The sequence below is a fragment of the Streptomyces sp. NBRC 110611 genome, from assembly GCF_001590865.1.
In the GTDB taxonomy this organism is placed as follows: Bacteria; Actinomycetota; Actinomycetes; order Streptomycetales; family Streptomycetaceae; genus Streptomyces.
Genome location: NZ_BBUY01000035.1, coordinates 970 through 22,101, shown reverse-complemented (window position 1 = coordinate 22,101; position 21,132 = coordinate 970). Strand labels below are relative to the sequence as shown.

Below are 21,132 nucleotides of genomic sequence, written 5' to 3'. Positions count from 1 at the left end.
GAAGCGCTCACCCAAGCCCCGGTCGAAGCTGATCTCAGCGGCCGGGAGTCGGAGGAGCCGAAGAGCACAGCGAACGGGCGCTGAACGGGCGCGCCCGCAACGAAGCGCTCGTTGCCAGCCAGCAGCTGCTCGAAAGCTTGGGACGGGGTCAGGGGCGGGGCCTCAGCCGTAGTCGCAGGCTACGGCTGGAACCAGCTCGCCGCTGTACGGGGGGCCGCGGAGGGCGGCGGCCGGGGGCTGAGCGTTCTGGTGTCGCCGGGCATCCCCAGGCGCTGGGCGACGGCGGCTTCCACCAGGCGTCTCAGCTCTTGGCGAACACGGTCCCCCTGGTAGGACCGGTCGCCATCAGGCGCCTGCGCATCGTCCGGCGCGGCGCCATGGACGCACTGATCGTTGTGCACCGCCATACAGTGCAGAATGACATCATCGCGATCACGAAGCCCGCCGAACGAGTGGCCGAAGTAATGTGCTGCGCCGCCCCGTGCTCCGGGGAACGGACGGAGGCGTGGCGGGAGCGGGCCAGCAGCATCGGGGCGGAGGTGCCGTCCTCGGCGGCGTGGGTGAGAGCGCAGTGCCTTGTGTCCGCAGAGGCCGTGTGCGGACGATCTCGTGTGGTGATTGAGCAGGTGCGTCGGTCCGAGGAGTTTTGCGACGCTGAGAGCGGCATGTGTTGCATTCCGGCGTCCCTGCTGTGACGTAGTTCACTGCATCGATGTCGATTCGACGCCGGGGTGCCCGCCAATGTCGGACTCGGCGGGCTCTGCGGCTGTGCCGGTCAGTCGGCTGGGGTGAATCCCTGGGACTGGTCGAGCAGGAAGGGGGATCCGGGCTTCTCGGGTGTCCAGCCTTTGGCGCGAGCCATGCGGATGGTCTCGGCCACCTCCGCGGGCAGCACGGGCCTGGCGGGGATTTCGAACCAGTTGCTCGGATGCGGCTGGTTGGTGGTGACCACCAAGGTGGTGCCAGGTGTCTCGGTCTGTTCGACGGCATAAGCCAGCGGACGCCAGCCCAGCCCCTGGGCATAAGTCGCTCGTCCTCGGACTCTCCACCGGTAGGTGACGCCGTCGACGGTGATGCGGCGTGAGCCCTTCTTGACTAGCACCATGACCTCCTCTTTCTGCCGAATGGACAGTAGCCAATGGTCCCTGCTGTGTCGCATGGATTCCGGTTGGTGAGGCTCAGCCTCTCCGCCTCTGCCTGTGTCAGCTGCAGGTTCCGATCACAGTGGTCCTTGGTGTGGGAAGGCGGCTGACTCGGCTCGCGCGGGCGGCTGACTCGCGGAGGTGGACGATCTCCTCGCGCTGGGCGGCGAGTCGGGACAGGGCCTGGGTGCGGAAGTCGGTGAGCTCGTCAACTGCCTGCTCCGACTGGACCAGCCGCTCCTTGAGTTTGGTGATCTCTGCCTTGAGCCGGGTGATCTGGGCCTCGCGAGGGTCGGGGATCTCACCGGCTTGCTGGAGAGCCTGCAGGCGCCGCTCGAACTCGATGCGGAGGTGAGCGTAGGGGCGGCTGCCGTAGAAGGCGGTGCGGTCGACGCCCGCTTCGCGGGCGAGGGTCTTGATGTCGCACTTTCCGCCGGGTGGGATCTCGCCGCGAAGGAGCCGGTCGATGGCGGCTCGGATGCGGTTCTCGTTCTCGATGCGCTGGGCTGCGGAGATCCTCATGCGGGTTCCTCCTCGGGTGCTGTGGCGGCGTCGATGTCCGCGATGATGTGCATCGCGCGGTCGTAGTCGTTCTGGAGGCGGGTGCGTTCGGTTTTGCGGGGGCGGCCGAGCTGGCCGAGGAAGGTCTTGGTCCGCTCGGCGTGTTCGGTCCAGACGGGGCGGTGGCAGGGGTGGTGGGTGGCCTGTGGGCAGCGTGCGGAGTCACACATCCCGATCAGAGGCCGGTCCGCGGCGGGAGTGCCGGCGAGTTTGAGGCAGAGGGCCCGTGAGGGGTCGGTGAACCAGCAGTAGTTGGCTGGACCCAGGTGCAGGGTCTTCGCGCGCTTGGTCAGCAGGTTGAGCACATCCCACTCATTGCGGTGGGTTCGTGGTATCGGGGTGGTGGACGGGTCGAACTTGCCATCGATGCTGGTGAAGAACGCGGTGAGCTCGCGTGCTCCGGGGCCTGCGGGCAGGATGCCCTGCTGGTAGTTTCGGAACTCGGTCAGGATGAGGTCGAAGTTGCGGTCGCTTTCGTGCTTGTTGATCTCGGCGAGGAGCTCTGCCTGTGCGCCGCCGGGGCGGGAACTGTAGCCCTCCGTTGTCGCGACGGCGATGTGCTTGAGGTGGATCTTGGTCGCGAGGACACCTCCGGGTCGATAGGCCATCTCCAGCGCAAGGGTGCGACGTAGTCGCCGCAGGTTGACCGGGTCGGCAGGGATAGAAGCGAGGCCGAGTCGCCGTCCGGTCTGGGAGTTGACCCAGTTCCGGAACCAGCGGTAGCGGACGTCGAAGGCGAACCGCCCCAGGAGCGATGTCCCTTCGCGTGGATCGGGATGAAGCTGCTCGATCAGCTCGACAGCGCGGAATGCGGGCTCAATGACCACCCATTCATCGACGACGCCGCCGAGTTCCTGGCCCTTGATCACCTTGCTGATCAGTCGGTAGCGGGTCAGGCCGGGGACGGGTTCTTCCGGCGGGCGACGGCAGCCGACGGTCAGTTCCATCAGCTCGCTGGAACGCATCCCGGAGACCGCCGCCAGAACGATCACTGCGGCGGTGCGGACGATGCCGACCAAGGCAACGGCCTGCAGCCGGTGCAGTGGCGGTGTCCAGGGCACCGACTCGTCCCCGTCCGCCGTCGCGACGGCGGTGGCATCGCGCCCGAATTCTCTTTCCGCTCCGACCTTGTGCAGCGTCTTCTCCAGCGGCCCTCGCAGGGAAGTCAGCCACCGGGGGGCTGAACTGGCTGAACCCGGCCCGACGGGCAAGGACGTCCAGAGAGATGTGCACCAGCGGATCGTCCTCCGCCCAGCCTTTGGCGATCCGCTTCGTGACGTGGTGGTCCGGAAGGAGGGGAAGGGGGGCCTCCATCCTTTCGTGCTCGGCGAGCAATGCGGCGATCTTCGGCTGGGGGTCCTGGGCCGGGGGCTTGCGTCCATGCATGCTGCTGGCCTTGCGGGCATAGCGGACCCCGACGCGGTCGGCTTCCCGGATGTCCTCGGCAAGGGTGACCGCGTGCGGGCCGAGGGTGGACAGCAGGTAGAGGGCGGCGGCGAGCATCGGTTGCATCACCTTGTCCTCGACGGGCTGGGTCTTGTTCTCCTCCCGGCCGTTGGGCATCTCGGCGACGGCGGACGCGGTGGCACCGCCCCAAGGAACCAGGTCCGAGCTTGGCTGGTCGGCGGTGAACAGTTCGCGGTAGTTGACCAGGTCGACGGGGACCAGGGCGGCGGCTCGCCGGGTCGCGGGGCTCTGGCTGCCAATCACACCGCCGTACTCGTCGAGCACATAGCGCCGGTGGGTCAGGTATGCCTCGCAGCACGCGGCGTCCACTTGGCCGAGGGAGGTGAGGCCCTGCTCGTCGAGCCAGCGGAAGAAGCGGGCGAGTTCGGAGAGCCTGTTCGCGCAGGTCCGCAGGTGCAGCGCGGTGCGGTAAGCACGAGGCAGTGGTGCGACCGCCGGATGCCGGGGCGCCAGCAAAGCCAGTACGAGTTCCTTGGCGACCAGTCGCTAACGTGGGTCCGTGATCAAGGTGAAGTCGAAGCGCCGTTGGCTCAGTGACATCTGGACCGGCAGCCCGACCACGTCGGTGAAGTCCCACAGGTCGTCATCGAAGAACGGGCGGCAGGTTCCGGCCGGCAGCTGGAAACCGGCTTCCTGACAGACGTCCGCGCCGGCGAAGGGGGAAGCCCCGCCCTGGCTGCGGAGATCAGCCGTCACAAGGGCGGTCATGCGGTCAACTCCTCTGGTTGTAGGGGAAGTTCTTCGTCCGTGTCGCCGACACGGGAAGCCGCTTCGGCCAGCAGGGCCGGGTCGAAGCGATCCAGCACTTGCTGGATGCGGGTGGCATATGGGCCGAAGACGGCCATGAACTGGGCGACGGGCATCTGCTGCCACTGCCGGGAGAAGAACGCCTTCAATCGCAGCAGGTTCACCGTGTGCCGCGGGGCGAACACCGCGAGCGGGCAGAGCAGGCAGACCCAGGGGCGAGCCGGACACGGCTTGCCCTTCGGGCCGTGCAGACCCGACAACTGGTCGCCGCAGGCGGCGGTGAACACATCCCGCTGTCCGCCGATCAGTTCGGCAAGGACAGCGTCGTCCAAGTCCATGGCGGCCACCAGCTCCGGATAGTCCTTGGCCAGGGCAGCAGCGTCCTCGACGGTGAGGATCACAGGTGGGTGAGCTCGTCGGAGCAGGTCGTGCTGGGCGTCTTCGACAATGGCCTCGACGGCCTTGCGCTGGGCCGGTGTGGTGGCGGTGAGGTAATGGTCGCCTTCAACGGCCGGGCTGTGGTTCGGGTCGATGGTGGCCCGTCCGCTGCCCGTCCATGTGCGCTTGTCACGCATCGCGTGATGGGTAGTGCGGATCCGGGCCCGATGGATCTTCAGTGGTTTGCCGTCGGCGCCGACGATGCCATGCAGCCTGGCCCATCGCAGCCGGGACACGCTTGTGATCTTCGGAGCCGCCAGAGCGGCGTTGCCCGGCCGGGCCAAGCAGAGCCAGAGCCGTTCCCGCTCTCCGGGCGGCATGAAGCTCCTCAGCAGAGCGGAGTGGGCGAGCCACTGCTCCAGCAGGCGCACGGCCCGTCGCGGCAGGTTCAGGCTCTCGGCCGCTGTGCGGCCCTTGACGTAGGACAGCAGAATCGAGGCGTCTCCGGCCCAGTCGATATCTCCAACCCCCAAGCCGTCGATACCGTCCGGCACGATGCCGGAGTAGACGCCGAACAACAGCCGGTAGGCGATCGTCACGTCCAGGTGAGGAAAGACGCTCTGGACGGCGTCGTGAAAGCCGCCGGCCCCTCGTCTGTGGAAGGCATCGAAGCTCACGCCGATGGCCCCCGCGAAATCGGGGGTGCCGATCGGTCCGGTCCGCGACAGCAACCAGCAGAAGTTCTCCGCCGTCCATCCGCCCTCGGTGGGGTGTCGCCCTCGGGCAACGGCGGCCAGCGCCCGGCGATGGGCGGCGTACGACTCCTCGACCAACGTGCGGCAGACGGTGGTAAGCCGGTCCCACTCCACCTCGCCGTAGGGCGGCAGGGCCTTGCGGTAGGGCTGCGGGTTGTAGTTCCGTCCGTTCGCGAGTTCCTCCACCCCCGGCGCGAGGGCACCGCCGTTCGCGGCGAAGCCCAGGATCATGTGCCGCGTGTGAGCCTCGCGGCCCATGGAGGTGCCCATCCAGTACTCCGCGAGCATGCCGCGGCTCAGCTGCCCGGCACCGCCGGAGAACCCCCGGCCCGAAAGGGTCCGCACCAGGTGGCGGGCGGAGCTCACGTAGTGCATGACGCTGCCCGCGGCATCCACGGTCCCATGCGGGTGGACCAGCTCGGCCAGGCCGAGGGCCAGGTCCCTGGCCAAGTGCGGGTTGGGCAGACCGTCCAGAGAGAACGTCGCGCGCTTGCCGTCGCTGAATACGCAGGTGAGACCCAGCGGTTCGTCGATGAGCGTGGCCGGCATCTCAGGCACCTCCGGCCGTGATGTCCTCGGCGAACTCTGCGGCAGCCTCGTTCTCGGCCTCGCCATGATCGGTCAGCCCGGCCGCCGCCCCGGCGCCTTCGTATGCCTCCCGGTAGATGCGCGTGGTGTCCAGGCGGCGAAGATATTTTTCCGTGACAAGTACGGTGCTATGCCCCAAGAGGTCTCGCAGGACCAGCAGCGGGTCGGCCTTGGAGAGGTAGAAGATAAGCGCGGCATCCGCGCCCGTATCCGTCACGAGCCTCGCGGCCTGCCGGTAGTGCCCGGTGACCAGGTATTCGAGAGTCCTCATCGAAAACGTATGACGGAGCCGATGGGGCCAGACATGCGGGAAACGAGGTTCGAAGCGGGTGCGGATCCGGGCGGATGTGCGCTCGAAGACCGTCGCCCAGGCGGTGAACGGTCCGCCACCACTCTTCACCGCCAGCAGACAGGACCCTCCGCCGGGGGCGACCAGACGGCGCCGCTCGGCCGGGACCAGTGACTCCCACGACCGGCGCACTCCATTGATCAACCCACCCCTCGCGTCGGGCCGGGTCACCAACAGCGGCTCGCCCCACCGCCGCGGCGGTCGCCAGCCGGAGCCTTCTGCCGTAGCCGCGCGGTCCAGCTCCAGATAGTCGTGGACACCTGCAAGGGCCTCGTAGGAGGTCCATGTGGTGCGGAACTTCTTCCCCTTGGTGATCCCGGGCGGCACTGGCAACGGGATCGGCACCGCGGTCGGCTCCGGCGGCAGGGCGGGGATCTCCCAGGGCAATAGATAGGTGAACTCCTGCAGCCGCAGCCCGGTGGCCAGCGCGAGATCACCGACGGCCCCGTTGCGGGTCAACTCCCGCCCGTAGAAGCCGGTATCGTCCGAGCCATCCGGGGCCAGCCCGCGCAGTGCCTTGCGGAACAGGTCAGTGAAGTCCGGTTCCAGGTACTTGATGGTCACGTGTGGCTTCGGGGTGCGGCGGACCGCCAGGTTCACCTGCACCTCCCGCCCGGTGCCGGCGAACAGGGCCCGCGCGGCGCGGTAGGTGAACGGCTCGGCCGTCGCGTACCCCTCGTTGATCGCCCACCGGTAGAACAACGACAGGATGCTCATGTGCTGGCCCCACGTCGTCGCCACGAACCGGGCCTTCAACGGACCGGCCGCCCGGTGCTCGGCGTACCGACTCAGTCCGGCCTTCAACCGTTCCCGCGAGTCGAACAGCCCCACCCCGTGCTCGGCCAGGAACTCGATCCACTCATTGAGGGCTCGCGCGTAGTTCTCCCACGAGCTCGGCGCCGGCGCCCCGCTGGCCGGGAGCTCACGCAGCCACCGGTTCACCACCGCCGCCGGGCGCGGTGCGGCGGGTCCGTCCTCGAAACGCAGGTCGTCGTCGATGAGCACGGGCATCCCCTCGGGGATCAACGGCCGATGCTCGACGTCCCAGGACTCCCAGCCCCGGGACGAGAAGAAGCTCAGGATCATGAGCGCCGACAGTAGAAACACCACACGGCTCGATGCAAAGCCCAAAGGCCCTGGCCAGTAGCTCAGTTGGAGTCAATCGCTACACGGAAACTAAGCAGAGACAATGTGGCGGAGTCGGTGCAGGATCCAGCCGTCCAGGTCCTCGATGTCCTTGAGGTGAGCGGATTGGCCAGCAGTCCGGTGTTCTCTTCGAAGATCTCCTCGGCTCGCCGGTAGGGCAGCCGGGCATGGCGGGTCTCTGGGCACACGTCCAGCGTCGCCGTTCCGGACGGGGCTGTGCGGCCGGTGAGGAACAGCAAGCCGCGGGTGCGGCGGGCGATCAGGCGGGCAGCAGCTGGGCGGTGCCGGACTGCCAGTGGATCCACTTGTCAGCGGGATCCGGTAGATCCGCGCGGAGGACTACGCGCTCCCGGGCCAGTGAGATACCGCTCGACCGCCGTACGTGGTCGGAGGGGCGCCACCCGGGCACGTGCGACCGCGGCGTACCCCCGGCTCCGGGAGCGATCACTGATTCGATCGCCCGGCGGTGGGAAAGCCTCGCCGCAGGTCGCGATGGTCGAGTAGCGGCTCCGCCGCAGTGAATCCGGTATTCGCTCCGGAGCCGCTTCGCAAGCGAGCTACTCACCGTTGGGAGCGGCTGCATCGAGTCATCGCCAGTTTCTTCCTATGTGCGAGAGCAGGCTGGGCAGCGACGCAGAGCACCAGGCAGAAGGTCCGATCGGTTGGCGTGACGGCTAACGTTGAGCAATTGTGGAAGCAGGAGGCTGAGTAGTGATGACTGTGTGCCTCCCTGCAGTGGCGCTCCGACGATGTCTTGACAGTCAGGGGCTTCAGGGGCTGGTCGGCCGTCGCCCAGGTCGGCGACTGATGCGCCCGGAGATCGGGGTCCTGTGGTGAGCGCGCCGGTCGTGGTGGGTGTGGACGGCTCGCCGTCGAGTCTTGACGCGGTTGAGGTCGCGGTCCGCGAGGCACGGCTGCGTGGGTGCGGGCTCAAGGTGGTGCACGCGTTCTGGCCCAGCATGCATGTGCCGGTCAGCCCGTCGTTGCTGGGGCCGGCCGAGGCCGGGCTCCGTGAAATGGTCGAGCGGCTGGTGGCTGAGGCGGTGCAGCGTGCGCGTGCTGCGGACCCCGATGTGAAGGTCGCCAAGGCCGTCGTCATGGGTGAGCCGCTGCGCGTGCTGGAGGCCCAGTCGCGTGAAGCTGCGCTGGTCGTGGTCGGCAGCCGTGACCTGGGAAGCTTCCGCGGACTGTTGCTGCGGTCGACGGCTGTGCATTTGGCCGCCCACGCCCGCTGCCCGGTCATGGTGGTGCGGGACCGGCCCGGCCCTGCCGGCTGGATCGTGCTGGGGGCCGACGGCTCACCAGCCGGCGAAGCAGCGGTCGATTTTGCCTTCGCAGAAGCCGCCCTCCGCGGCACCCGCGTCATCGCCCTGCACGCATGGACTCCTTGGAGCGTGCAGGCACCTCCACCTCAGGACTCTTCGATGCCCTGCGCATACGGGCCGGGCACGCTCGCGGACGGTGAGGAACGTCTGCTGGCCGAAGCGGTTGCCGGGCGCCGGGAGCGATACCCCGGCGTCACGGTCGAGTACAAGGTGGTACGGAGCGGTGCCCGCGAGGCGCTCACCGAGGCGAGCAAGAGCGCCGAACTCCTCGTCGTCGGTGCCCGGGGCCGCGGCGGGATCGCTGGCCTGCTGCTGGGATCAGTCAGCCAGGCTCTGCTGCACCACGCCCACTGCCCCGTGGTTGTCGCCCGGGCCCGGGCGGGCCCCGACGGGCCCGCCCGACCGAGGAGCCCTCGCCGTGAAAGAGCCTGAGCATAGCCACGGCCATCCGGCGCGGCACCGACGGGTGCTCGGCACTCGGCTGCTGATCGAGAACCCTCATGCACTGCCGGCGACGGAGGTGCTCAGGCACCTCGACGTCGACGCGGAACTCGGACTGGACGACGTGGAGGTCATCCGCCGCCGCTCACTCGTGGGACGCAACGCGCTCGCCGGCCGGAAGAAGCTGCCGGCCTGGGCCATCCTCGTCGACCAGGTCCGCAGCGCGGTCGTGGTGCTACTAGTGGCCGCGGCGGTGGCCGGGCTGCTCATCGGAGAAGTCGTGGAGGCCGCCGCCGTCGCCGTGGTGCTCGTCATCAACACCATCGTCGGGTTCGCCACCGAGCTGCGCGCTGTGCGTTCCATGGAGGCGCTGCGCCGGCTCGCCGCCACCGTCGCCGATGTCGAGCGCGAGGACCGCCGCGACGAGCTCGACGCAGTCGAACTCGTGCCTGGCGACATCATCTCGGTCGAGGGCGGCGACCACGTTCCCGCGGACGCGCGCCTGATCGAGGCCAGCGACCTCACCGTCGACGAAGCGGCGCTGACCGGGGAGAGCGAACCCGTCGCCAAGACGGTGGACGCCGTGGCCGTGGACGCCCCGCTGGCCGAACGCACCGGCATGCTCTACCTCGGTACCACCGTGCGCGCCGGCCGCGGCCGGGCGGTCGTGGTGGCCACCGGCACCGCCACCGAGGTCGGCCGCATCGCCGAAATGGCCGCCTCGACCGAGACGATGCAGGCACCGCTGCAAGCCGGACTGGAGCGGCTGGGCCGCACGCTGTCCTTGGTCGTCGTCGGTGTGGCCGGCGCGCTGGCCGGACTTGCCCTGCTACGCGGCCTCGATCTCCATGAAATCATCGAGGTGTCGATCGCGCTGGCCGTCGCCATCGTTCCCGAGGGCCTGCCCGCCGTCGCCACCCTCACCCTCACCGTCGGGATGCGGCGCATGGCCCGTCATCGCGCCCTGGTGCGACGGCTGCCCACCGTGGAGACGCTCGGCAGCACCACCGTGATCGCTTCCGACAAGACCGGCACACTCACCGCCAACCGCATGCAAGTCGTCGATGTCGCCCTGGCCGAAGGAGCCGACGAGCAGCGGCTATGGCAGAGCGCGGTCCTGTGCAACGACGCCGACATCGCCCCCGACGGTGACCCGGTCGGCGACCCCACCGAGGTCGCCCTTCTGCACGCCGCCCAGAACGCAGGCACCGACTGGCGACACCTGCGGAAACAGCACCCTCGCTGTGACGAAGTCCCCTTCGACCCCGCGACCAAGCGCATGGCAGTGGTCACCGACACCCACGTACACACCAAGGGAGCCCCCGAAGTCCTCCTCGACCCTCACCGCCATACCGAACTCCTCTCTGCCGCCGACGACATGGGCGGCAGAGCCCTGCGCACCCTCGTCATCGCCTCCGGGCCCGCCCCCGGACACCCCGTCGACGACCAGTCACTGCTCGCAGCCGCCGAGGTGCTCGGGGTGGTCGGGCTCGCCGACCCGCCCCGCCCGGCCGCCATCGAAGCCGTCAAAGCCTGCCACCAGGCAGGCATCCGGGTCGTCATGATCACCGGCGACCAGCCCCGAACCGCCGCAGCCGTCGCCGACCAGCTCGGACTGCACGCCCAGCAGCCCGTCACCGGCGCCGAACTCGACCGCCTCGACGACACCGCACTGGCCCGCGTCATCGACCAGACCGACGTCTACGCCCGGGTCGCACCCGAGCACAAGCTCCGCCTCGTCCAGGCCCTCCAGACAGCCGGCCACACAGTCGCCGTCACCGGCGACGGCGTGAACGACGCCCCCGCGCTGCGCCAGGCCGACGTCGGCGTCGCCATGGGCCGCACCGGCACCGACGTCGCCCGTGAAGCCGCCGACATCGTGCTCACCACGGACGACTTCAGCACCATCGAACACGCAGTCGCCGAAGGCCGCCGGGTATTCGACAACATCCGCCGCTTCGGGCAGTACCTGTTCTCCTGGCACCTGGCCGTCGTCCTCGTCGTGACCGCCGCGATCGCGCTCGGCGCGGACGCACCACTGGCCGGCCTCATGATCCTGTGGAACAACATCATCATCGACGTCATCCCGTCCTTCGCCCTCGCGCTCGAACCCAGCAGCGACGACGCCATGCGCCACCCACCCCGCCCCAAGAACGAACCCGTGCTCGGCGCCGCCACCCTGCGACGGATCCTCACCCAGGGTGCCCTCGTCGGGAGCGTCGGCCTGACCAGCTACCTCCTGGCCACGACCACCATGAACCTCGACCTCGACACCGCGAGAACCATGACCTTCGTGACCCTCACCACCGCACAGCTTCTCGCCGTCTTCAACGCCCGCACCGATACCGGCTCCGGCTTCCGCGGCGCCACCGCCAACCCCTACCTGTGGGCAGCACTCGCCCTCACCACTGCCCTGGAAACCATCGCCCTCACCGTCCCCGACCTCCGTAACCTCCTCGGTCTCACCACACTCGGCGCCGCTTCCTGGACCACAGCGCTCGCACTCGCCACCCTCCCCCTCCTGCTCACCCAATCGTCACGGATTCTGCGCATCCCCCGAACAAGGGAAGTCGCCCGACAGCACAGGGCCTAGGCTGGGCCGGCCACCAAGACGCCGGGCAGGCACTGTTCCATCAGTAGGCGGACCGCCTCGGCGGCGTCGACGTCGCTCCTGATCGAGCTGTACGGCTCGGCGAGGGGTCACGTGCCTATGGTGTCCGCCCTCCGGGCGTTCGGCCGGTGAGAGGGGGCGGGCCTCCCGTGCGGGGGCCGGAGGCTCTGGCGGATGCCGGGATCGGCCACGGGGCGCGGACGAGCGGGGATGGGGCTGGGGAGGAGCCCTTGGCCTGCCCAGGTTGTGGTCGCTGGGGGCGGTCTGGCGAAGATCCCGACGAGGATCATGCCGATCACGGCCAGTACGCCGAGGACGATGGCGACCGTCCACCGCCAGTCCTGGGGGTGATGGAGTCTGCTCGCACCAGGTGACGCCCGGCGGTGAGCAGCTGGCTGGGATTGGGGCCTGCGGGTTCTACGCTAAGCCGGGCTGGTCTGGCGGTGTTCCCGGTGCCGCCGTGACGGCCTTCGTGCGGCCTTCGCTCGCGCGGTGCCGTCGGCCTTGGATTGTCGTTATATGCCGACGAGACTATGGAATGTGGGGAGCGGAAGGGTGGGAGCATGGTGAGGGTGAGGGCAAGAACCGGTGACATCGAGAAGGCGGCCGGTGTGCTGCGCGCCGGAGGGCTGGTGGCCTTCCCGACCGAGACCGTCTACGGTCTGGGTGCCGACGCCGAGGACCCCGCCGCCGTCTCGCTTATCTTCCAGGTCAAGGGGCGCCCGCCCTCTCACCCGCTGATCGTCCACATCGGTAGTGCGGAGTACTTGGACGACTGGGTCCAGGACGTGCCCGCGACGGCCCGCCTGCTGGCCGAACGCTTCTGGCCGGGGCCGCTCACGCTGGTCCTGCGGCGCGGTCGCCGGGTGCCTCTGGAAGCGACGGGTGGCCTGGAGACGGTCGCCGTGCGTGTGCCCGACCATCCCGTCGCCCTCGCACTGCTGGCGGCCTTCGGTGGCGGTGTCACGGCCCCGTCCGCCAACCGCTTCGGCCAGGTCAGCCCCACCACCGCGAACGACGTCCGAGCCGGGCTCGGCGACGCCGTCGACTTCGTGCTGGACGGCGGCCCCTGCGAGGTCGGCGTCGAGTCCACCATCGTCGACGCCACGGGCGAGATCCCGACCATCTTAAACGACCACCCGCCGACGCCATTCAAGGAACAGCGATCAGGGCATCCCTCTGGAGGCCCTGATCTGCGTACCGATCGCCGATGTGCCTCGTGCCTGCCCTGCTGGCAGGCTCTCGCGCCTCGTACTGCGTCGGCTGTCCCGCGCCCTGAACAGCGCAGCGGCGGCAGTGGCCCGGTAGCACGCCGCCAGAACCTGCGGCACCGTACAGAGAGATCCCCACCCGTGCTCCGCTCTCCTGGATCCCGGTGGGGATCGTGCTCGCCTGGCAGGCCGCCCAGCGCACGGAACCTGCCGGGCGGGTCAGTCAGCCCCGCACAGCGGACTCGCGCCGATCGTCATACACGGCACCGGCAACCCCGATACTCTGAATTACCCGGTGTCACCCGGATTGGTCGATCCGTCGGCTGACCCCAGCCCCCGCCATGAGTCGGCCGACACACCGGGAAGGGGCCGGGCGCCTCCGGGTGCCCGGCCTCGCCCGTTGTCGGCGTATGTGGTGGTCTCCCCCCGGTACGAGTGCACGGCCCCGGCTGTTTGGTCGCCGCATAACGGGGTTCCGGAAGTGCACGGTGAGTCGAGCTCCCGGGAAGCGGGCGCTGTCCGGGCGGGGGCTGTGTCAGTGGCCCACGTAGGGGGTGCGCTCCGGTTTCTCCAGGTATGCGGGGCAGTCGGGGTTGCGGCAGGGCTCAGGGGTCCACACGGGCACGAAGATTCCGAGAGTCTTGTGCCGTCTCTTGATCGTCATGGTGAGGGGCTGCTTGCAGACCGGGCAGGCAAGCTCCCCTTGGGGGCCAGTCTCATGCTGGACTTTGCTCACTCTTTAACAATAGGTTCGGTGGTCGGAGAAGGGGAGAGGTCTGCGCAGGCGGCGTGGGTCAGCTCGCCGGGCGGGGCGGATCATCCGGTTCCTGGTGCTGCTCAGCATGTGCGCCGTTGTCGGGCCCGGGGTGCTGGGTTGCCGCGTCGGACGGGGCGGCTGCCTTCTTGTCCGGAGCGGCGTCGGTGTGGGGTGCGGCGGGTCGGCGCAGGCTGAGGGCGATGGCACCGGCCAGGATGATGACGATGACCGCGAGGCTGACCGGCGAGGGGATTTCCGGGATCCCGGCGCTGATCGTCTTGTGGGACGCCTGGAGGACGAGCTTGACGCCGATGAAGGCGAGGATGATCGCGAGGCCCTTGCTCAGGTAGTGGAAGCGGTCCAGGAGATCGGCGAGCATGAAGTACAGGGCTCGCAGGCCGAGGATGGCGAAGGCGTTGCTGGTGTAGACGATGAAGGCGTCGTTGCTGATGGCGAGGACGGCGGGGACGCTGTCGACGGCGAAGATCAGGTCGGCTGCCTCGATCGCGGCAACCACCGCGAGGAGCGGGGTGGCGATGCGTTTGCCGGCCTCCTTGATGAAGAACTTCGTGCCGGCGTACTCGTCCCGGACCGGAATGATCCTTCGGAGCAGCCGTACGGCGAAGCTCTTGCCCGGGTCGAAGCTCTCCCGCTCGTCCCTGAGGAGCTTGTAGGTGCTGTAGAAGAGGACGGCGGCGAAGGCGAACAGGACCGCGGTGAAGCGGTTGACCACGGCGACGCCGAGCGCAAGGAAGATCCCGCGGAAGACCAGTGCGCCGATGACGCCGAAGAACAGCACGCGGTGCTGGTAGGCGCGGGGCACCCTGAAGTAGGCGAAAATCACGGCGAAGACGAACAGGTTGTCGACCGACAGGCTCTTCTCCAGCAGCCACGCGGTGGTGTACTCCGTACCGGCTGTCGCGCCGAGGACGAGAAAGACGACGCCGCCGAAGATCAGGGCGAGGCCCACCCACAGGCCGCTCCAGGCGGCGGCCTCCTTGAAGCCGATGACGTGCGCCGTGCGGTGGGCCAGCAAGTCCACCGCCAGCGACACCACCACCGTCGCGGCGAACGCCCCCCACAGCCACAGCGGAACCTCAAGCACACCAGTCACTTCCCAACGGCCCGCGCGACCCTGCACGGACCCTTATACGGGAGTCTGTGGGATTTCACCCCACCGGGCGACACCAGGAGCGTGGGACCTTGGCATGCTCTCGCCGCCTCGCCAAGCACGTACACCGTCGGACCGTGAGCGGAGGAAGAGGCCGCCGCAGCGGTCGGCAGAGTGGGATCGCGCCGCGGCATGGCCTTCCTGGTTGCGGTGGCCCGCTGGTCTTCACGACGGGGCCCGGTCGCCCTGTAGCGGACGGAGGGGGCCGGGGGGAGTCTTGGAAGAGAGACAGCATCGCGGCGACGGTCCTGGTCGATGGGAGCCGTGTGAAGCCGTGCTACCAGGCTGGGCACGCCGCCACGGACGGGTCCCAGGCGGGAGAAACGGATGATGAGCGGGCCGGTGGTGGTGGGCGTGGACGGCTCGCCATCCGCCCTGGCAGCAGTGGACGCCGCAGCGCAAGAAGCATGGCTGCGAGACGCGGAACTGCGCGTTGTGCACGCGTTTCTCTGGCCCGCGCTGCACGTACCGCCCGGCTCGTCACCGCTGGGACCTCCCACGGGCACTGTGCACGAAACGGTCGAAAGGATCGTGGCTGAGGCCCTGGAACGTGCCCGGAGCCGGGCTGCGGGCCTACACGTCAGCCACGCTGTGATCATCGGTGGGGCAGTGGCGGTTCTCCAAGCTCAGTCTCGTACCGCACAGCTCGTCGTCGTCGGTCACCGAGGCTCCGGGGGCTTCGTCGAGCTCCTTGTGGGTTCCACTGCCATACAGCTGAGCGCGCACAGTGACTGCCCGGTGATGATCGTCCGTGGGCGGCCGGCTCCGGCCGGTCCGGTGCTGGTGGCTGTCGACGGGTCGCCCCAGGGACAGTCAGCCATCGCCTTCGCCTTCTGTGAAGCTGCGCTGCGGGGCACAGAGCTCGTCGCGCTGCACGCCTGGAGCACTTGGTCCGATCACAGTGAGCATGCTCTGGGCCGCAGGGTGGACATCGTGGATCTGGTGGGCGACGTGGACCACCTCCGGCAGCAGGAAGAGCGAGAGCTGACCGAGGCCCTGGCGCACCACCGCAAGCAGTACCCCGGCCTCACCGTGCGGCCCCGCCTGGTTCGCGGGCGCACCCGCCCGGCACTGATCGAAGCGAGCGCGGATGCCCAGCTGATGGTGGTCGGTGCACGTGGACATGGCGGGTTTGCGGGCCTGCTGCTGGGATCGGTCAGCCAGGCCGCTCTCCATCACGCCCACTGCCCGGTCGCTGTGGTGCGAGCCGGCCCCTGACCAGCACCACACCGGGGCCAGACAGACCGCGACGATGGCCAACGCCGACAGGTGGTTCCCGGTGACCTGACGGGAGCCACCGGGGCGTCATCGTCAGCTGATGCGGACGGGTAAGGCTTTGCTGGATCGCGGACTTGCCGCCCTCACACCTTTTCGAAGACCATGCGGAAGACGGTGAAGCGGCCCTCGCGCAGGAACCTGAGCGCGGTCTTCTGCTCCCTGATGATGTCGGACACCGCGTCTTCGCCAATGAGTTCCGCTCCGCGTACGCGGTTGGCCTCTGCCTTTTCCAACCAGCTGCGTACCGTGGCGACACCGTCGTCAGGGTCGGTGTGCGCCTCCACGATGCGGAACAACCCGCAGCTGGCGTCGATGAGTTCGTCCCGGGTCGGAAGAAAGCACTCGGGATACACCTTTCGCGACGCGTGCAGGCCCTCGCGTACGTTCTTGATGCCGCCGAGGATGTCCTTCAGCCCAAGGCGTTCACGGGTGCCGCCACTCCCATGCGGGGCCAATTGCTGGGGAGGCAGGACCAGGGAGGCGAGCCACCCGCGCTCATTCCAGGCGTTGGCCTGTACGGACAGGCGCCCGCCCGGCCGCAGCCAGGAATGACAGTGCTGAAAGAATTCGCGGTACCGGGCGACACGCTTCGCCCGCCATACGGTGTTCCCGGCGCAGTGCTCGATTACCTCGATCGCGATGATGGCGTCATAAGGCCCGTCCGGTTTGTGATCGAACCAGTTCTCGGCCCGGACCTCGCAGCGCGGCCAGTGCTGGTCACGGGCCCACGTGGCCTGGCCGGGACTCATAGTGATCCCCACCGCGTGCTTGACGTGATGCACTGTCACCAGTCGGTGCAGGAGGCTGCCGTACCCGCAGCCGACGTCGAGCACACGATCCGCGCCCACGGCGTGAGCAGCCTCGGCGTGATAATCGAGCTTTCGGTTCTGCGCCGATTCGAGTGTGTCGCCCTCCTCCCACATGCCGTAGGAGAAGACGAGCTCGGGCCCCAGGAACAGCCGGTAGAAGTCACCCAGGAAATCGTATTGATGCAGGATCGCCTTCGACGACGTTCCCTTGTACGAGGATCCCTTTTTCGCTCCGTGCACCACAGTAGCCACCAGTCCGTTTCGGAGACGAAGGCCAGCCGGCCAGCGCAGACATCGGCCCAGATAACTGGGTTCGAGGGCAGAGCCTTGGGATACACACCGGGCTGCTGCCCGTAGCCCGCTCGATCGGCGGCAGCTGCTCAGGACCTCCCCAGGCTTGCTCACCGCCATTTCCCCATCCGATCGCCGCACTGCCCGGCGATGGAGCGTTGCTTGTCCAGGTTCACCCGAGAGCTGGCCGGCACCTGGGCGGACGGTGCGACATAGTGGACGGTGGCTCCGGCCAGATCCTCGGCGAGTCCGGGGTTTTCCTGGCTCCACTGCGTGCACTCGGTCGACCATCGGCAGAATGAAGAGTTCCTGCACCTTCTCTCGCGTCTGGCCGGTTGTCTCCCGCTCCCGGTAGGTATACGGGTGCCAGCCGAGCCCGGCTGGCATCTGGGCACGGCTCTTGCCCACCCGCACGCGCAGATGGACCAGGCGCTCGCCCCTCCCCAGGTCACACAGGTCCAGCGGGCGCCTCAAGGCGCTGACACGCCTGACGCGGCGTGCCCCCGATGGCAGGGGATCTCGCGATGATGAGCTCATGGACGTCACCGAGGTACTCCTGCCCGGGGTCGGGCTCCGCTACGAATTCACCAACTACGAGGGGGACCGCGTCGGCATCGTCGCGGGACGGACCGGCGATTTCGAATTGGTCGTCTACGTGGGCGGTGACCCTGACGAAGCCCGTCCCGTGGTCCGGCTCAACAGCGAGGAAGCCGATACGGTCGCCGAGATCCTGGGCGCGCCGCGCATCGCCGAGCGGTTCGCCGATCTCACCAAGGAGGTGCCCGGACTGCTGTCGGGACAGGCCGAGGTCCGGGCCGGCAGCCCCTACGTGGACCAGCCACTGGGCAGCACAAGGGCGCGGACCCGTACCGGCGCCTCGATCGTGGCGATCGTCCGCGGCGAGGACGTGATCGCCTCACCAGCGCCGGACCAAGTACTCCGAGCCGGTGATGTCCTGGTGGTCATCGGGACCCGTCAGGGGATCGCAGGCGTGGCACAGATCGTCCAGGGCTGAGCGTGCACACACCTGTCACGCTGCTGCTTGAGCTCGGGATCATCCTCGCCGCCCTCAGCGTGCTCGGCGCTGTGGCACGGCGGTTCACGCTGTCGCCCGTCCCGCTCTACCTGCTCGCCGGTCTGGCCCTCGGCGAGGGAGGCATCGCTCCCGTCCCCGCCGCCGGCGAGTTCGTAGAAATCGGAGCCGCCATCGGCGTGGTCCTGCTGCTGCTCACACTCGGCCTGGAGTTCTCCCTCACCGAGTTCACCGCCAGCCTTCGCCGGCACGTGCCCTCTGCCCTGGTCGACCTGGTGCTGAACGCCGCGCCTGGCGCGGCGGCCGGATGGCTGCTCGGCCTGGACGGCATCGGCATCCTGGCGCTGGCCGGCGCCACGTACATCTCCTCTTCGGGGATCGTCGCCCGGCTCCTGGCCGACCTGCACCGACTGGGCAACCGGGAGACACCGGCCGTCCTCTCGGTGCTGGTCATGGAGGACTTCGCCATGGCCGCCTACCTGCCCCTCCTGGCCGTCCTCGCTGCCGGTGGCCCCTGGTGGCAAGCCGCACTCGGCGTCCTCGCCGCCATCGGCGCCGTCCTCGCAGCCTTCACCGCCTCCTACCGGTGGGGCCACCACCTCGGACGGCTGCTCTCACACCCCGACGCCGAACAACTCATACTGCGAGTCCTCGGCCTCACCCTGATCGTGGCTGCAGGGGCCGAACTCATCCACGCCTCCGCGGCGGTCGGCGCCTTCCTCGTCGGACTGACCCTCACCGGCGAGACCGCCAAACGCAGCCGCGCCGTGCTCAGCCCTCTGCGGGACCTGTTCGCCGCCGTCTTCTTCCTCGCCATCGGGCTCTCCGTCAGCCCGGATGACCTGCTGCCACTCCTGCCGGCCGCCCTCGCACTGGCCGCGGTGACGACCGCGACGAAGCTCGTCACCGGCCGGTACGCCGCGTCCCGGGAACAGGTCGGTCGCCGCGGTCAGCTCCGGGCCGGAACAGCCCTCATCGCACGCGGCGAGTTCTCCCTCGTCATCATCGGCCTGGTCGGCACGATGCACGACAACCTCGCCCCCCTGGTCACCGCCTATGTCTTCGTCCTCGCCATCACCGGCCCCGTCCTCACCCGCTTCTCAGGTGCTTTACCCGCCACCAAAGCGCGCAGAACAGCCAGCATAACCAAGTGAAGACATTCGTCCGGGGGCCGGGGAGGTGCGGCGACAACCTCCTGAACTGCAGTGCAGTGGTCTGCGGTTGGGCTCGCTGGCCGGGCGATGAAGGGGCATGGCTGGTGCCCAGTGCCGGGCCAGCGAGGAGTTCGGCCCGGCCCTCGTCGTACCCGCTTTCAGCGCCAACGCCACAGCAGTGTTCGCAGGTGCATCGTTGCCCACCACCCACCATCCTGTGTCACAGGTGTGAGGGCCGGCCCAGGAGGCGGGCTCCGACGCGCGGCGGGGCGGGCACCGTGCACCCGCGGCCGTTCAGAAAGCCGGCACGGGTAAGCCCTGGACAGAGCATCCTGTGGTTCTGAAATCAGCAGCGCAATGGTGGAGCCGGCGTCGGCTTGATCTGGCCTGGTCGGATGCGTCCGCCCGTGCGGCACTGGCCGGGATCGGCCCTGAGCCGTTGGGCGTGGTGCTCGGCCTGGTCATCGGGAAGGCAGTGGGATTCTTCGCGGGCACCCGCCCGTGTGACACGGTACCCCCGGGCACAGCCTCCGAGCGGAACTCGACCGTGATCTTCCCGTGCCAATGGAGGTCCTCCGCCTCGTCGACATGCTCCTGCCCCCCGGTGGCACCCTCGGGGGGCACCGGACCGTCATCCGGACTGCCGTTCGCTCTCACCCTGCTGAGCGTGTACCCCTGCATGTTCTCCCAGCACTACCTCGCGGCTCACGGACCGCATCGCACAACGGGGCCCGGGAATGATGATGTCGCCAACTACCGCATGCAGGAAGGTCGTTCACAACCCTGGACCGCCTCGGCCGGGCATGGCATTATCAAAGTGGAAGCTTAGCTGCGGCACGCTGAGAGCGGTCGTAGCAGCCAGGGACGACCGGCCGGGGGACGAGCATGAGGAGGGGCACCGGCGCACCGGCGTCACGCCTGTGGTGCACTGTGCTGACCTTGCTCGCTTTCGTCCTGCCCCTGCTGCTGGGTGGTGGGGCGGCGTCCGCCGATGTGAGAGCCGCACGGGCTGTCCGGGCCGCCGCGCAGTTCGTCGCTCAGCCCGCGCAGACCTCGCGCGGTTATGAATCCGAAGAGGAGTCCAAGCGCGAGACGCGCGAGGATGAGCGCGGGCAGTATCGCGGTACCTCCCGGCACACCGGTTCCCACGAGAAGACCCGCCACGCGCAGGGGCACCTAACCGAACTGCCTGACGCCGCGACGGCTTCCGGCAATCCTTCGGCGGGTCACACCACCAGGGCCGTGTCGAGACCGACCCAACTCCCCGTCCTGCACTGCGTCTTCCGCTGCTGAGCACGGTTTTTGGGGCGGGGTTGAGGATCATTGGCGCGAAAGCCGGCGCCTGGACTCGTCCGTGACGTTCAGGGCGCACGCAGCGGCCCCGTTGTCTGCGGTAGCGGGTCTGCGGGGCTCGGAGTGCCAAGCGCACGTCGTGACGAGTACTGAGCGCATGGTGTGACACGCGCGTTCCCCAGTCCCTGGTCTGCCCCACTCAGCCTTCCTTCGCGCGTTTCCGCCGCCACCGGCTCGGTGGCAGCTCTCAGCAGCAGGAGACCTCTCATGGAGACCTTCATTCAGCATGCCCGGACCCTGACAGCCCGTATCGCCGACCGGAGCGAAGAGCAGGAAACCTACGGCCGGCTGGCGGCCGGCCAGTCGCCGCTCGCGCTCTTCATCACCTGCTCCGACTCCCGCGTCGTACCGTCCCTGATCACCGGGGCACGCCCGGGTGAACTGTTCGAACTGCGGACGGCCGGCAACGCCGTGCCCGTCTACCAGGACGACATGGCGGCCTGTGCGGAAGCCGCCACCATCGAGTACGCGATGCGCGTGCTGCGTGTCGCCGACATCGTGGTGTGCGGTCACTCGCACTGCGGCGCGGTCGGCGCCAAGATCCGCGGTGAGGACCTGACCGGCG

Annotated in this window: 18 protein-coding genes and 1 pseudogene; 8 read left to right on the top strand and 11 right to left on the bottom strand. The window is 68.7% G+C overall.

All coding sequences use genetic code 11. From position 1 onward, the window contains the following. The 8 genes and pseudogenes from AZE13_RS38690 to AZE13_RS32160 form a co-directional block, all read right to left on the bottom strand. Positions 1 to 152, bottom strand: a pseudogene (locus tag AZE13_RS38690) (carbonic anhydrase); the annotation flags it as partial. A gap of 623 nt (positions 153 to 775) precedes the next feature. Then, positions 776 to 1,105 carry a hypothetical protein gene (locus AZE13_RS32180; protein WP_066940073.1) on the bottom strand — a complete coding sequence of 110 codons (330 nt, stop codon included), beginning with the start codon at positions 1,103 to 1,105 and terminating at the stop codon, positions 776 to 778. A gap of 97 nt (positions 1,106 to 1,202) precedes the next feature. Then, positions 1,203 to 1,664: a hypothetical protein gene (locus AZE13_RS32175; RefSeq protein WP_066940070.1), complete on the bottom strand. Its 462-nt coding sequence runs from the start codon at positions 1,662 to 1,664 to the stop codon at positions 1,203 to 1,205. Beyond that, positions 1,661 to 2,572: a hypothetical protein gene (locus tag AZE13_RS37660; protein WP_220127635.1), complete on the bottom strand. Its 912-nt coding sequence runs from the start codon at positions 2,570 to 2,572 to the stop codon at positions 1,661 to 1,663. The genes AZE13_RS32175 and AZE13_RS37660 overlap by 4 nt, the downstream gene beginning before the upstream one ends. After that, complete coding sequence (locus AZE13_RS37655; protein WP_220127634.1) at positions 2,535 to 3,626, bottom strand: hypothetical protein; 1,092 nt, start codon at positions 3,624 to 3,626, stop codon at positions 2,535 to 2,537. Before AZE13_RS37655 ends, AZE13_RS37660 begins: the two co-directional genes overlap by 38 nt. A gap of 30 nt (positions 3,627 to 3,656) precedes the next feature. Then, a complete protein-coding gene (locus AZE13_RS37650) occupies positions 3,657 to 3,878 on the bottom strand; it encodes a hypothetical protein (RefSeq protein ID WP_220127633.1) in 222 nt (73 codons plus the stop codon). Further along, the gene (locus tag AZE13_RS32165) at positions 3,875 to 5,599 is read right to left on the bottom strand and encodes a hypothetical protein (RefSeq protein ID WP_066940068.1); all 1,725 of its coding nucleotides are present in this window, start codon (positions 5,597 to 5,599) and stop codon (positions 3,875 to 3,877) included. Before AZE13_RS32165 ends, AZE13_RS37650 begins: the two co-directional genes overlap by 4 nt. Position 5,600: 1 nt before the next feature. Next, the gene (locus AZE13_RS32160; RefSeq protein ID WP_066940066.1) at positions 5,601 to 7,073 is read right to left on the bottom strand and encodes a site-specific integrase; all 1,473 of its coding nucleotides are present in this window, start codon (positions 7,071 to 7,073) and stop codon (positions 5,601 to 5,603) included. Positions 7,074 to 7,966: 893 nt separating this feature from the next. Here AZE13_RS32160 and AZE13_RS32155 point away from each other — a divergent pair. From AZE13_RS32155 to AZE13_RS38685, 3 genes are all read left to right on the top strand, one after another. Beyond that, positions 7,967 to 8,890: a universal stress protein gene (locus AZE13_RS32155; protein WP_066940085.1), complete on the top strand. Its 924-nt coding sequence runs from the start codon at positions 7,967 to 7,969 to the stop codon at positions 8,888 to 8,890. Next, positions 8,877 to 11,492: a cation-translocating P-type ATPase gene (locus AZE13_RS32150; protein WP_181690517.1), complete on the top strand. Its 2,616-nt coding sequence runs from the start codon at positions 8,877 to 8,879 to the stop codon at positions 11,490 to 11,492. The genes AZE13_RS32155 and AZE13_RS32150 overlap by 14 nt, the downstream gene beginning before the upstream one ends. A 581-nt stretch (positions 11,493 to 12,073) precedes the next feature. Continuing rightward, the gene (locus tag AZE13_RS38685) at positions 12,074 to 13,048 is read left to right on the top strand and encodes an L-threonylcarbamoyladenylate synthase (protein WP_258528138.1); all 975 of its coding nucleotides are present in this window, start codon (positions 12,074 to 12,076) and stop codon (positions 13,046 to 13,048) included. Between the two features lie 208 nt (positions 13,049 to 13,256). Here the strand turns inward: AZE13_RS38685 and AZE13_RS38680 are convergent, their stop codons facing one another. Together AZE13_RS38680 and AZE13_RS32140 are read right to left on the bottom strand one after the other, a co-directional pair. Continuing rightward, entirely contained in the window at positions 13,257 to 13,385 is a 129-nt protein-coding gene (locus AZE13_RS38680; RefSeq protein ID WP_258528137.1) for a hypothetical protein, read from the bottom strand. Positions 13,386 to 13,515: 130 nt separating this feature from the next. After that, positions 13,516 to 14,583, bottom strand: coding sequence for a TerC family protein (locus tag AZE13_RS32140; RefSeq protein WP_066940057.1), 1,068 nt, complete (start codon positions 14,581 to 14,583; stop codon positions 13,516 to 13,518). 396 nt (positions 14,584 to 14,979) lie between these two features. Between AZE13_RS32140 and AZE13_RS32135 the strand changes: the two genes are divergently transcribed. Next, positions 14,980 to 15,867: a universal stress protein gene (locus tag AZE13_RS32135; RefSeq protein ID WP_079124597.1), complete on the top strand. Its 888-nt coding sequence runs from the start codon at positions 14,980 to 14,982 to the stop codon at positions 15,865 to 15,867. A gap of 143 nt (positions 15,868 to 16,010) precedes the next feature. Here the strand turns inward: AZE13_RS32135 and AZE13_RS32130 are convergent, their stop codons facing one another. Then, positions 16,011 to 16,988 carry an SAM-dependent methyltransferase gene (locus AZE13_RS32130; RefSeq protein ID WP_258528136.1) on the bottom strand — a complete coding sequence of 326 codons (978 nt, stop codon included), beginning with the start codon at positions 16,986 to 16,988 and terminating at the stop codon, positions 16,011 to 16,013. 574 nt (positions 16,989 to 17,562) lie between these two features. Between AZE13_RS32130 and AZE13_RS32125 the strand changes: the two genes are divergently transcribed. From AZE13_RS32125 to AZE13_RS32110, 4 genes are all read left to right on the top strand, one after another. Continuing rightward, positions 17,563 to 18,042, top strand: a complete 480-nt coding sequence (locus AZE13_RS32125; protein WP_066940051.1) for a cation:proton antiporter regulatory subunit — start codon at positions 17,563 to 17,565, stop codon at positions 18,040 to 18,042. Positions 18,043 to 18,044: 2 nt separating this feature from the next. Beyond that, the gene (locus AZE13_RS32120; RefSeq protein WP_066940048.1) at positions 18,045 to 19,214 is read left to right on the top strand and encodes a cation:proton antiporter; all 1,170 of its coding nucleotides are present in this window, start codon (positions 18,045 to 18,047) and stop codon (positions 19,212 to 19,214) included. 939 nt (positions 19,215 to 20,153) lie between these two features. Further along, positions 20,154 to 20,507, top strand: coding sequence for a hypothetical protein (locus AZE13_RS32115; RefSeq protein ID WP_147264788.1), 354 nt, complete (start codon positions 20,154 to 20,156; stop codon positions 20,505 to 20,507). A gap of 267 nt (positions 20,508 to 20,774) precedes the next feature. Further along, the coding region (locus tag AZE13_RS32110; protein ID WP_309302254.1) for a carbonic anhydrase at positions 20,775 to 21,132 on the top strand (358 nt) is incomplete at its 3' end.